9 protein-coding genes are annotated in these 12,042 nt (G+C 63.8%); 6 read left to right on the top strand and 3 right to left on the bottom strand.

The features are described from left to right. Positions 1-143: 143 nt before the first annotated feature. Positions 144-596 (bottom strand): GDP-mannose mannosyl hydrolase, encoded by a 453-nt coding sequence (locus QCE58_RS12350; RefSeq protein ID WP_034472787.1) that lies wholly within the window; start codon positions 594-596, stop codon positions 144-146. A 1,080-nt stretch (positions 597-1,676) separates the two neighbouring features. On the opposite strand from QCE58_RS12350, the gene QCE58_RS12345 reads away from it, so the two are divergent. From QCE58_RS12345 to QCE58_RS12325, 5 genes are all read left to right on the top strand, one after another. After that, positions 1,677-2,675: a GlxA family transcriptional regulator gene (locus QCE58_RS12345; RefSeq protein ID WP_033537200.1), complete on the top strand. Its 999-nt coding sequence runs from the start codon at positions 1,677-1,679 to the stop codon at positions 2,673-2,675. A gap of 143 nt (positions 2,676-2,818) precedes the next feature. Next, complete coding sequence (locus tag QCE58_RS12340) at positions 2,819-4,348, top strand: mannose-1-phosphate guanylyltransferase/mannose-6-phosphate isomerase (RefSeq protein ID WP_239295211.1); 1,530 nt, start codon at positions 2,819-2,821, stop codon at positions 4,346-4,348. Positions 4,349-4,460: 112 nt separating this feature from the next. Beyond that, positions 4,461-5,840 carry an undecaprenyl-phosphate glucose phosphotransferase gene (locus tag QCE58_RS12335; RefSeq protein WP_008342527.1) on the top strand — a complete coding sequence of 460 codons (1,380 nt, stop codon included), beginning with the start codon at positions 4,461-4,463 and terminating at the stop codon, positions 5,838-5,840. Positions 5,841-5,890: 50 nt separating this feature from the next. Next, positions 5,891-7,045 carry a polysaccharide biosynthesis/export family protein gene (locus tag QCE58_RS12330; protein ID WP_008342525.1) on the top strand — a complete coding sequence of 385 codons (1,155 nt, stop codon included), beginning with the start codon at positions 5,891-5,893 and terminating at the stop codon, positions 7,043-7,045. 86 nt (positions 7,046-7,131) lie between these two features. Further along, positions 7,132-9,363 carry a polysaccharide biosynthesis tyrosine autokinase gene (locus QCE58_RS12325; protein WP_250521355.1) on the top strand — a complete coding sequence of 744 codons (2,232 nt, stop codon included), beginning with the start codon at positions 7,132-7,134 and terminating at the stop codon, positions 9,361-9,363. A gap of 11 nt (positions 9,364-9,374) precedes the next feature. Here the strand turns inward: QCE58_RS12325 and QCE58_RS12320 are convergent, their stop codons facing one another. Beyond that, the gene (locus tag QCE58_RS12320; protein ID WP_008342521.1) at positions 9,375-9,665 is read right to left on the bottom strand and encodes a hypothetical protein; all 291 of its coding nucleotides are present in this window, start codon (positions 9,663-9,665) and stop codon (positions 9,375-9,377) included. Between the two features lie 97 nt (positions 9,666-9,762). On the opposite strand from QCE58_RS12320, the gene QCE58_RS12315 reads away from it, so the two are divergent. Next, positions 9,763-10,221 (top strand): hypothetical protein, encoded by a 459-nt coding sequence (locus tag QCE58_RS12315; protein ID WP_034472777.1) that lies wholly within the window; start codon positions 9,763-9,765, stop codon positions 10,219-10,221. Between the two features lie 11 nt (positions 10,222-10,232). Here the strand turns inward: QCE58_RS12315 and QCE58_RS12310 are convergent, their stop codons facing one another. Next, positions 10,233-11,654 (bottom strand): hypothetical protein, encoded by a 1,422-nt coding sequence (locus QCE58_RS12310; protein WP_309779600.1) that lies wholly within the window; start codon positions 11,652-11,654, stop codon positions 10,233-10,235. Positions 11,655-12,042: the final 388 nt, after the last annotated feature.

The raw sequence follows: 12,042 nt of genomic DNA, 5'->3' as shown, positions 1-12,042 counted from the left end.
GTCCGATCGATGCAGGAACGTAAGTAGCGGGAAAGTGAGCTTACATGGGCGCACTATACGCGGCGCCCGGCAGCCGCCGCGCGCCGAGTCCGAAATTGACGAAGTGTTGGCAGATGATCTCGGTACGCGCCTTTTCGCGCGGATCAGCGGAAGTAGGCCTTGGTGTTTTCGTGCACGTCGTCGCGCGCGAGCAGTTCGTCGGGCATAAGCCATCGATAGTCGCTGTGCTGATCGAAACGGCCGATCGGAACCTTGCTGGAGAGCGTCAGCGCGTAGGCGAGCACGATGTAATGCGTGCCGATGCCATCGGCGCCCGCGAAGTTGTCGTCGTAGAGATGCTCGTAGACGCCGAAGAAGCGTGCGGCCGAACGCTGCGCGCTCGCGACGCCCAACTCGTTGCTGACGATGCGCCTGTAGGCGGCATCGAGCGATTCGTCTTTTCTGATGCGGCCGCCCGGAACGAACCATGTGCCCTGCGCGGGCCGGTTGCGCCGATGCCCCACGAGGATGCGCCGGTTGCCATCGGTGACGATCAGATCGATTGCCACGAGCGGCGCGAGCCGCACGACCGTCAGGAAATCAGCGTTGCTCAGCATCGTTGCTCCGGTTGGCTTCGGTGAGTCGTGCGTCGCGCAAACGATGCCCGCTGCGACGCCGCATGACCGTGCGTGCGCGCACGCGCGAGGGAATTTCACGACTGAAACAAGCAAGGCTGACGAGCAACGGTCAGCACATTGTCAGCGCGGGCGGCAAACCTGACCGATTTGCGTGTCCGCGCGCTGTACGAAAATTTGCGTGAAGACGATTGCGAACGTACGCGCGATTCGAGCCGCATTCAGCCGATCATTGCAAAACAAGAATTGGGCGATTCGGCAAATAGTGTCAAAGCGTGCGCCGCCGCAAAAATACTAGCCGATGGCGGACGGTGACAGCGCCCGAGTCCCGCGCGCATGCAGGTTCGACGCGATCTCGTGTCCGCTGCAATGCAGCATCTAAGTTCATATGAAAATACCGCATTATGCCTTTGAATAAAAATAAAACGGGTTAATCAAAAATCACGTTGGGGACCTCGATTGCGTTATTAGAAAATCATTGAGTATTAATGCCGAAGCCGTTCGCGGATTTTAATCGGCGTCTGAAATGCGCATTACATATCGTTCCTAAATGTAACGGCGAAACCAAAATTTTCCGATTGCAGCGGTACGAACGTCCGCTTTCGCACACATCGATGTTTCATAAATGAATCAATTCGAATGATCGGACTTGGCGGCCATCGCATCCGGCGGACCGCGCAGGGCCGTCCTGTGGAGCTTAGTGAGCAACGCTGTGTCCGATCTGGCGGCACGGGAATCAGATTGAGCTAAACCGCCGAATCAACCCTTGTATGACAAATCCGTATTTGTTTTCCATGCATTGAATGCAGGCTTTCCGGAATTTGGGGAAGGATTTCAATGTGCGCTCACCCTCATAGCGGAACAGATTCTGTGGTTTAAGCGCGAAAATCCAGAGCACAAAAAACATTGTCTGCTTATTATTCAAGCCAGCGGATCGATTCCGCCAACACTTCGTTCCAATCGGTCACGGCAACCCGGCGAAGTTCGGGAAGTCCATTGATGCGCCGCAATGACCGAACAACTCTTCCGCGCCTTCCAGGAAACAAGCTGCAGAGGATGACCATGCCTTACGCCACTCTTGAACCCGCAGTCATGGGTTGGACGCCTCCCGCGTCGAACGCCTCGCAGACCGAGGTGCGCCAGGTCGCGATCCTGCTGTTCGACGGCTTTTCGCTGCTCGGCGCGGGAATCGTCGCGGAGGTCTTCCACATGGCGAACGAGCTGTCGTCGGCGAAGTCGCGGCCGGATTGCACGTACGACGTGCGGTTCCTGTCGGTCGAAGGCGGCAACGTGGCGTGCTCGTCGTCGGTGCGCGTCTGGACGGACGGTCTCGATGCGCGCCACTACGGCGGCTTCGACGCGCTTTTCGTCGCCGGCGGCCGTGGCGCGGAAGAAGCGGCGAAGGACGATCGCATCATCGAATGGCTGCGTCGCGTGCAGACCAAGACCACGGTCGTGCGCGCGATTTCCGAGGGCCGCAAGGTGCTCGACGCCGCGGGCATCGGTCAGGCGCAGGACGCGCAGGCGCGCTACGGCAACGCGATGCAACTCGTGCGCGACGAGCAGCAGGGCGACGCCGGCGACCGCTACGAGTCGATGAAGGGCGCGCTTCTGATCGTGAAGCGCGATCTCGGCATCGACGTGTCGCGCAGCGTCGCCGAACGTCTGATGCCCGGTTCGGCCGCGAAGCTCGTGTCGATCCTCGGCGACAGCGGCGTGGCGTCGGCGGGCGACAAGATCCGCGCGGCGGCGCGCTGGCTGCAGGACAACTGCGAACGGCCGATTTCGGTCGTCGATGCGGCGCAGGTGGCCGCGATGAGCGAGCGCAACTTCTTGCGCCGCTTCAAGATCGAGATGGGCATCACGCCATCCGATTATTTGCTGCAGGCGCGCCTCGCCGTGACCTGTGCGCTTCTGACGGATTCGGAACTGCCGGTCGACAAGATCGCGCGCAGAAGCGGCATGGGCAACGGCGACAGGCTCGCGAAGATTTTCCGCAAGCGCCTTCTGATCTCGCCGACGGAGTACCGGATGCAGAGCAGACGCGAGGCGAACGGCTGACCCGCGCGCTTATGTGACGTGGGCCGCTCTGAGCCCGACTATGGCGTAAAACGTCGGACCTTTGGCCGGACCCGATCGGTCCGGCACTTAATCATTTCCCGAACGGTTCGCCGTTCGGACGAACAGGCAGGCAGGAGTTCTTTATGACGAATGAAGCACGCACGGAAGGTGGGGTGAAGCAGGGAGCAGCAGGTGTGGAGGCGGGCCCGGCCAAGGCGGCCGGGCCGTGCCGCCGCCTCGTCCCTGTGATCCTCGCCGGCGGCTCGGGCACGCGCCTGTGGCCGATGTCGCGTGAACAATTCCCGAAGCAGCTGATCGGCGTCGTCGGACGTGACTCGCTGCTCCAGGCGACGGTGTCGCGGCTCAAAGGCTTTGCCGGCAACTTCAAGGTCGATGGCGAGCCGATCATCGTGTGCGGCGAAGAGCATCGGTTCACGACGGAAGAACAGACGCGCGAAGCCGGCGTCGATGCACGCATCATCGTCGAGCCGGCGCGCCGCGACACCGCGCCCGCGCTCACGCTCGCGGCACTTGCCGCCGTGAAGGACGGCGAGGACGCGATCATGGTCGCGATGCCGGCGGATCACTCCATCGCCGATATTCCGGCGCTGCATCGCGCGATCGCGATCGCTGCGGAACATGCGGAGCGCGGCGTGATCGCGACGCTCGGCATTCCGCCGACGCGCCCCGACACCGGCTTCGGCTACATCCGTCTGGGCGCGGCGCTCGATGACGGCGCGCACGAGATCGACCGCTTCGTCGAAAAGCCGGCGGCGGAACTCGCGGCGCAATACGTCGCGGCGGGCACGTACTGGTGGAACAGCGGCATCTTCGTCGTGCGCGCGAGCGTGTGGCTCGCGGCGCTGCAAAAGCTCAATGCCGACATGCACGCGGCGTGCTCGGCCGCCGCGCAGGAGGGCGAGGCCGACGGCAAGTTCTTCCGCCCGCAGGCGGCGCAGTTCGGGCGCGCGCCGTCCGACTCGATCGACTATGCGGTGATGGAGCACATCGGCACGCCGACGAAGCCGTGCGACGGCGTGGTCGTGCCGCTCGTCGCGGGCTGGTCGGATCTCGGTTCGTGGGACGCCGTGTGGGACGCGATGGACAAGGACGAATCGGGCAACGTCGCGAGCGGCCGCGTCGTGTTCGAAGGCGCGACATCGAGCTATGCGCGCTCCGAAGGCGGACGGCTCGTCGCGTGTGTCGGCACGACCAACGTGATCGTCGTCGAGACGGACGACGCCGTGCTCGTCGCGGACCGTTCGCGCGTGCAGGACATCAAGGGGCTGGTTGCGCGCATCCGCGAGCAGCACGCGCCCGAAGCGGATACGCATCGCAAGGTGCGCCGCCCGTGGGGTTTCTACGATTCGATCGAGCACGGGGAGCGCTTCCAGGTCAAGCGCATCGTGGTGTCGCCGGGCTCGAAGCTGTCGCTGCAGATGCATCACCATCGCGCGGAACACTGGATCGTCGTGTGCGGCACGGCGCTCGTCACGCGCGGCGAAGAGCAGTTTCTGCTCTCCGAGAACGAATCGACGTTCATTCCGCTCGGCGTGCGGCATCGTCTGGAGAACCCGGGCAAGGTGCCGCTCGAAATCATTGAAGTGCAGTCGGGGAGCTATCTCGGCGAAGACGACATCGTGCGTTTCGACGACACCTACGGGCGCAGTTGAGCGTTCGAAGGCAGAAGACTTTCTTGCAACCGTTCACAAGAAGAAGACGGGGCTAACGCGAGGAGGAGACTGAAGGGCGGTAAAGGGCTGATTGCGTTCCGGGGAAAAAAACATGCGCGATTTACAGGGATTGCTCGCGCGCCTGTTCGACGTCTTGATGATCGTCGGCGGTGCGGCAGTGGCGTCGCAAATCAGGTTCGAGTACATCGAGGCACACACCTATTCGGTGGCGTTCGTCGCGTTCGCGGCGGCGTTCTCGCTTGCGCTCTTTCCTGGCTTCGGCGTCTACCAGTCGTGGCGCGGCCGCAGCAAGCTTCAGCTTGCGTGTCAGGTCTCGCTCGGCTGGCTCGTCGTGCAGGGCTGCGCGCTCGCGCTGATGTTCTCGCTGCATCGGCTCGACTACGTGTCGCGCCTCTGGTTCGCCTACTGGACCGCGATGTCCGGCGGCCTCATGATCGCCGGCCGTCTCATCACGCACGCGATTCTCGCGCACATGCGCAACGCGGGCCTGAACCTGCAGCAAGTGGCGATCGTCGGCTGCGGCAGACATTGCGATTCGATGCTGCGCAAGATCGAGCGTTCGCAGGACACCGGTTTTCGCATGTGCGCGGCGTTCAACGCGGCGGCGGGCAAGTCGCGTCTGAACACGCGCCTGCCCGTGTATGACGATTTCGACGCGTTCGTCGCCTTCGTGCGCGCGCAGAACGTCCATGAAGTGTGGCTCGCGCTGCCGCTGTCGGAGGAGCCCACGATCCTGCGCTTCGTGAACGAATTCCGCGACGATCTCATCAACGTGCGCTTCATCCCCGACGTGCGCAGCCTCGCGCTGTTCGAAAGCGGCGTCACCGATCTGCTCGGCCAGCCCGCGATCAATCTCGTCGCGACGCCGTTGTCGGCGTCGGCGCAGCTGCAAAAGGAAATCTTCGACCGCCTGTTCGCGCTCGGCGCGATCATCGCGGTCTCGCCGGCGCTCATCTGCATCGCGCTCGCAATCAAGCTCACTTCGCGCGGGCCGGTGTTGTTCCGGCAGAACCGCAAAGGCGCGGATGGCCGCGTCTTCACCATCTACAAGTTCCGTTCGATGCGCCTGCACACGGAACAGGCCGGAGTGCTTCGCCAGGCCACGCGCAACGATCCGCGCGTGACCCGTGTCGGAGCGTTCCTGCGCCGCACCAGCCTCGATGAGCTGCCGCAGTTCTTCAACGTTCTGCGCGGCGACATGTCGGTCGTGGGCCCGCGTCCACACGCGCTCGAACATGACGACCTGTATCAGAAGGTCGTATCGGGGTACATCCATCGTTACCGGATCAAGCCAGGCATCACCGGCTGGGCCCAGGTCAACGGTTTTCGTGGGGAAACGGATCGGATCGAAAAGATGGAAGGACGCGTCGCTCACGATTTGTACTATCTGGGTAACTGGTCGTTCGGGCTCGATATGAGAATCATCGCCGCAACGATCTTCAAGGGACTACGCCACACCAACGCTTACTGATGCAGGGGACGACCATCATGCACAACCAACAACAACCGGGCACCACCTCCATGGCCGCCAACACCAACGTGTCGCGTATCTTCCGCCTCACGAGCCTGGCTGCGGCAGCTTCCGTCGCCGTGATCCTGACGGGTTGCGGGCTCTCGCCGGGCATGCACATGGAAAAGCCCGCCCAGCTCGTCGAAACGTCGAACGATCAGGGCGATCCGGCCACGACCACCAACATTCCGATCACGACGATCGACGCCGCGCTCGTGAAGAAGATGCGCGCCGCGCAGCCGTCCGTGACGGGCGATCCGAACGCCTCGCTCTACGGCAAGCCCGCGCCTTACAAGCTGGGCGTCGGCGACGTGCTGCAGATCACGGTCTGGGATCACCCGGAACTCGTCGCGGCGCTCGGCCAGCCGGCGAACCAGACGCGCACGTCGGATGCCGCGCCCGGCTTCGTCGTCGATGCCGACGGCAATCTGCAATTCCCGTACGTGAACAAGCCGCTGCACGTCGCGGGCAAGACCGAGACGCAGGTTCAGCGCGAGCTGTATGCCGAGCTGTCGAAGGTGTTCGTGAAGCCGCAGGTGACGGTGCGCGTCGCGTCGTTCCGCGCGTCGCAGGTGTATATCGACGGCGATGTCCGCACGCCGGGCGCGCAGCAGATCAACGACATTCCGATGACGCTCACCGAGGCGATCGGCCGCGCGGGCGGTTTCGCGACGACGGCGGATCAGAGCCGCGTCACGCTGATCCGCGATGGCGTCACGTATCACATCAACATGGCCGGCATGACGTCGAAGGGCCGCAGCCCGTCGGACATCATGCTCAAGCCGGGCGATGCGCTGCGTGTCGATTCGCGCGACGAAAACGGCGTCTACGTGATGGGCGAAGTGACCAAGCCGGCCACCGTCATCCCGATGCGCAACGGCAAGCTCACGCTGTCGGACGCGATCTCGCAGGCGGGCAGCTTCAACCCGGAAACGTCGAACCCGCGCGAGCTGTACGTGATCCGCAACGGCGCGACGGACCAGCCGGAGGTCTACAAGCTCGACGCGCTGTCGCCGGTGTCGATGCTGCTCGCGAACAACTTCGAGCTGCAGCCGCATGACGTCGTCTATGTCGACAACAACGGGCTCGTGCGCTTCTCGCGCGTGCTCAACCTGCTGCTGCCGGCGATCAACGCTGGTTTGACGGCGGCCGTGTTGACGAAGTAAGCATCTGGCATCAAGTGTCTGACCGGCGCGCGCGGGGCGCGCCGGAGCATCATGGTTCGACTTAAAAAATATAAGCGAGCGAGATCATGTCGATGAACTTTGATACGCGATACGTGGACGTATCGACGGGTGACGAACTGCGCCTGTCCGATTACCTGGCCGCGGCGATGCTCAACTGGAAGCTCGTGACGCTCGTCATGCTCGCCGTGATTGCGCTCGGCACCTCTTACGCGTATCTCGCGACGCCGACCTACAAGGCCGACGCGATGATCCAGGTCGACGAGCCGGCGAACACGAACAACGCGAACGCCGGCGCCAAGGCGCTGCAAGCCGCCGTTCCGCAACTCACCGAAACGAAGACTTCGACTGCCGCGCAGATCGAACTGCTGCGCTCGCGACTCGTCATCGACGATACGGTGCGGCGTCTGCATCTGGATATCGATGCCTCGCCGCGCGTGTTGCCGGTCGTGGGCAAGCTCGTCGGCAACGTGTTCGCGATGCTGAACCGGCCGATTCCGCAGGGTTATCTGTCGCGCTTTGCGTGGGGCGGCGAAGCCATCGACGTGCCGCTCTTCGACACGCCGAAGGAGCTCTACGACAGGAAGTTCACACTCGTCGCGCTCGAGCGCGGCGCTTACGAACTGCGCGATCCGAGCGGACTGGTCGTGCTGACGGGGCAGGTCGGCAAGGAAGTGTCGGGTGCGACGCCGCAAGGCCCGGTGACGCTCAAGGTCGACAAGCTCGACAGCAAGCCCGGCGTGCAGTTCGAACTGCAACGCTTCTCGACGATCACGACCATCGACCGTCTTCAGCAGCGCCTGACCGTGGCGGAGACCGCACTGCAATCGGGCATCATCGGCGTATCTCTGGAAGGTAGTAATCCGAAGCAAATCGCGGCGATCGTCAACAACATCGCGAATCGTTATGTGGAGCAGGACACGCAGAAGCGTTCGGCCGAAGCGGAGCACACGCTCGCGTTTCTGGAGCAGCAACTGCCGCTCGTGAAGAAGCAGCTCGATGAAGCCGAGCAGCGCCTGAGCGCGTTTCGCAACAAGCAAGGTTCCGTCGATCTCTCCGAAGAGAGCCGCTTGCTCCTGCAGCAGATCGTCGACAACAAGACGAAGCTCTCCGATCTTCAGCAACAGCGCGCGGAACTGTCGCTGCGCTTCACGGCGAATCATCCGTCGGTGCAGGCGCTCGATGCGCAGATTGCATCGCTCACCGCCGCGCAGACGCGCCTCGGCAAGAACGTGTCGACGCTGCCCGATACCGAGCAGACCGCGCTGCGCTATACGCGCGACGTGCGCTCGAACAGCGAGCTTTACGCGAACCTGCAGAACAGCGCGCAGCAATTGCGCATCGCGAAGGCGGGGCAGGTCGGCAACGTGCGGATCGTCGATCTCGCGCAACCCGCCGACGATCCCGTGCGTCCGAAGCGCGCGCTCGTGATCCTGATCTCGGCGGGCATCGGCCTCGTGCTCGGCATCATCGCGGCGTTCGTGCGCAAGTCGCTGTGGGGCGGCGTCGAGCGTCCCGAAGACATCGAACGGCAACTGGGCACGCGCGTCTTCGCCATCGTGCCGCGCAGCACGCAGCAGCTTCGTCTGCAACGTCAGGTCGGCATGCGCCGCGAAGGCATGCACGTGCTCGCCGCGCAGGCACCGGAGGATGCGGCCGTCGAAGGCATTCGCAGCTTGCGCACGTCGCTGCAACTGCAGCTCGGCGAAGCGCGCAACAACGTCGTGATGCTGACCGGCTCGCGGCCCGAAGCGGGCAAGTCGTTTCTGTCGGCGAATCTCGCGACGCTCGTCGCATCGACGAGAAAGCGCGTGTTGCTGATCGACGGCGACATGCGCCGCGGCGACATCCACTCGCACTTCGGCGTGCGTCACACGCCGGGCCTATCCGACGTGCTGATGGGCGCCAACGCGATGGACGTCATCGTTCACGACGTGTTGCCCGGCGTCGATCTGATTCCGAAGGGCTCGCTGCCATCGCATCCGGCGGAACTGCTCGCGAGCGATCGGCTCGGCGAAATCCTCGGCGAACTGAAGCAGCTCTACGATCTCGTCGTCATCGATACGCCGCCCGTGCTCGCCGTCACCGACGCGACCGTGATCGGCCGGCACGCGGGCACGAGCCTGCTCGTCGTGCGGCACGGCAAGAATCAGGTGCAGGAAATCGGCGAAACGATGAAGCGCCTCTATCACGGCGGCGTGCACATGAAGGGCGTGCTCCTCACCGATGTGCCGCAATCGAAGGTGCTGATGGGCAGCACCTACGCGGGCTATTACAGCTACGAGAGCATCGCGGAGTAGGTCTTCTCAGTTCAATACGGCGACTTGTAGATGTCGCGCGCACGCGCGGCATTCGACGCCGGCGCCTTCAGACCCGAAGGCGCCGGATAAAGCGTCGCCGCCGCGCTTCGCGGCATCATCATCGCTTTTGCGTCGGCCTTGCGCGTGCCCGGACGCAGCCGCGCGCCGCCCGCCGGATTGCCCACATAGCCGTTCTGTTGCGCGAGCAGCGCGTCCATCGACGGAGTATCGGCCGAATCGCCCGCATACGCGAACGACGGCGCGAAGGCCGCGATGGCCAGCCACAAAAGCGCGTGTTTCATGTGTCTCCTCCTGATCGCGCGATACCGCACGCAAATGGTTGCCGAAAGCGGGCGTCGTTATAATCGCCGTCCGACCTGATTCTTTGGCTTTCCGTCCGTGAAAAAGCTCATCGCTCTCGCAGTCGCTTCGATCGTCCTCACCGCGTGCTCGTCCGTCGAGAAGGAGCAGACGAAGGAACGCACGTTCCTGCTCTCGCAGCAATCGCTGGATACGGCGCAACGCAATGCGACCGTCGCATGCCGCGACGCCGCACAGTGCGATGCGGCCTGGAAGCTCACGAAGACTTACGTCGAGCAGAATTCGAAGGAACGCCTGACACGCGCCGACAATGCCGCGATCGAAACCGACGTGCCTTCGGACACCGGCAAGCCGGTGTTCTCGGCGACGCGCGTCCCGAACGGCGACGGCGCGACGATCTCGCTCTTCGCGCAATGCAAGGGCATGTTCGAGGACGAGCGCGCGCGAGGCTCGGATTTCGACGACTGCGCGACGAAGATCATCTCCGTTCAAAACGGCTTCGCGCCTTATCTGCGGGCACATCTGCGCGCGCAGTGAGCGGACGGACCTTACTGCGCGGGCAGCGAACCTGACGCGCGCGGCGGATTCGCCGGACGTATCTCCGTGAGCGGCCCGTCTTGCGGATGCATGTCGGGCGGCGCGCCGTAAAAAGGCGCGCTTTGCTGCGGCGTGCGACCGGCCGCTTCGGCGGCGCGCGCGTGGATGCCATGCGCGATGCGCGCATACGACGCGACGACGAGACCCAGCGCGACACCGAACATCAGCCCCGGAAAACGCTCGCCGAGCGGATTACCGCCGATCGACGTCGCGGGCAGCGCAGCGAGCACGAAGAGCGCACGGCCGAGCACCGGCAGCCAGGGCGCATCGGGCGTGCTGTGCCGCCATGCGCGATACGCCCGCGAACCGCGCCAGAGCGCCCACAGAATGGCGATCGGCAGCGCGAGCCCGAACAGCACGCCGCCCGCGAAGAACTGATAGACCCAGAAGTCGCGGCCGGCCGCCCATTTTTTGAAGGCGTAGAAGTCCTGCTCGCTGATGTCGCCGGCAAGATCCGGCAGATACGACGGCGCGTAGCGATAGTCGTGTCCGTAGCCCATGCCGACGATCGTCGACATTGCCGACGACGTAGTCTGATCGACCTGATCCTTCATTTCCGCGAGACGCGCGATCAGCACCGGATCGCGTGCGGGTGGCGCATCCTGCACGAGCGACAGACGCTTCATCCACGGCGCTCCGATCGTCGGAAAGAACGTGGCCGTCGCGGTGGCCATCGCGATCAGCAGCGTCAGGATCGTGGCCGCGCGCAGACCGGCGGCGAAGAACGCGCGCAGCGAAGGCGCGGCGAGCCACGTCGCATAAGCGATCAGCAGCACGGTGCCGACCAGGAGGCCCGGCGTGCCGAACAGAATCTCGATGACGATCGTCGCGAGAAAAAACAGCCCGGCCAGCTTCCCGATGCGCTGCGCGAAGACGATTTCGTGCAGCAACAGCCCTTGCAGACAAAGGAACGTGACCGGGACGACGCGAATGCTCAAGGTGTCGATGCCGCCAGGCATCGCCATGCCGAAACCGCCGCCGAACACGAGCGATGCGATCATCGACCAGACCATCGCGCGTTCGATCTGCGCAAGACGCTGCGCATCCCACGGACGGCAGCCTACGAAATAGCCGAGCAGCATCAAGAGGAACGGCAGCACGACGCGCGCGTAGTTGCCGGCGTCGTTGCCTTGCAGCCATTGGGTTGCGTCGCTGCCGAAGATCGTGAGCAGAAAGAGCGCGCTGACGAACCCGCGCATGCGCGAGCGGCGCGCGAAGCGCGGCGCGATGAGCAGCATCGCGCAGGCGGCGCCCATCGATGTCACGGTGAGCAGAACATCGATGGCCTTGCTGGCCGTCTCGACGCTTCGTAAGTCGAACGCGAGCGGAAGCAGGCAAAGCCAGATCCAGACGACGGCGAACTTGTTGCGCATGACGGCCCCGGCACCCCTATTTTTTGCGTCGAATATAGCAGCGGCTCTTGTCGTGCGCGGTTGCGGCGGCGTCTTGCGACTAGTCTTCGGCGCGAAACGACGGAAGCGCGTGTGCGCCGGACCACGCTTCATCGGACGCTTCGAATCGATGTCCGCAAAGCACGGCATTCTGGCGGATCGCCGCCGTTCGATGGACCGAAGATGCAATGGCCGGAAGCGGTCCGATCCGGCTTGAGACCACTCAATATGCGCGATGTGCGTGCTACACGCCGGAACGAGGTGCCCCGCGATGCCGGGGAAGCAGGCCCACGAGGACGCGCGGTTCCGGCCGCGCGAGCCACTCGATAACAATCGACCCTCGCAGAAGGGAAATGGCATGGGCGGTTCG

This window comes from Caballeronia sp. LZ028, assembly GCF_031451415.1.
Lineage (GTDB): Bacteria > Pseudomonadota > Gammaproteobacteria > Burkholderiales > Burkholderiaceae > Caballeronia > Caballeronia zhejiangensis.
Note: the sequence above shows the minus strand (reverse complement) of the source record. Positions and strands in the feature narration are given on the sequence as shown.

Excerpts from the sequence above, each read along its gene's own strand:
- QCE58_RS12350 (WP_034472787.1), bottom strand. The coding sequence starts at position 596 with ATGCTGAGCAACGCTGATTTCCTGACGGTCGTGCGGCTCGCGCCGCTC.
- QCE58_RS12345 (WP_033537200.1), top strand. The coding sequence starts at position 1,677 with ATGCCTTACGCCACTCTTGAACCCGCAGTCATGGGTTGGACGCCTCCC.
- QCE58_RS12340 (WP_239295211.1), top strand. The coding sequence starts at position 2,819 with ATGACGAATGAAGCACGCACGGAAGGTGGGGTGAAGCAGGGAGCAGCA.
- QCE58_RS12335 (WP_008342527.1), top strand. The coding sequence starts at position 4,461 with ATGCGCGATTTACAGGGATTGCTCGCGCGCCTGTTCGACGTCTTGATG.
- QCE58_RS12330 (WP_008342525.1), top strand. The coding sequence starts at position 5,891 with ATGGCCGCCAACACCAACGTGTCGCGTATCTTCCGCCTCACGAGCCTG.
- QCE58_RS12325 (WP_250521355.1), top strand. The coding sequence starts at position 7,132 with ATGTCGATGAACTTTGATACGCGATACGTGGACGTATCGACGGGTGAC.
- QCE58_RS12320 (WP_008342521.1), bottom strand. The coding sequence starts at position 9,665 with ATGAAACACGCGCTTTTGTGGCTGGCCATCGCGGCCTTCGCGCCGTCG.
- QCE58_RS12310 (WP_309779600.1), bottom strand. The coding sequence starts at position 11,654 with ATGCGCAACAAGTTCGCCGTCGTCTGGATCTGGCTTTGCCTGCTTCCG.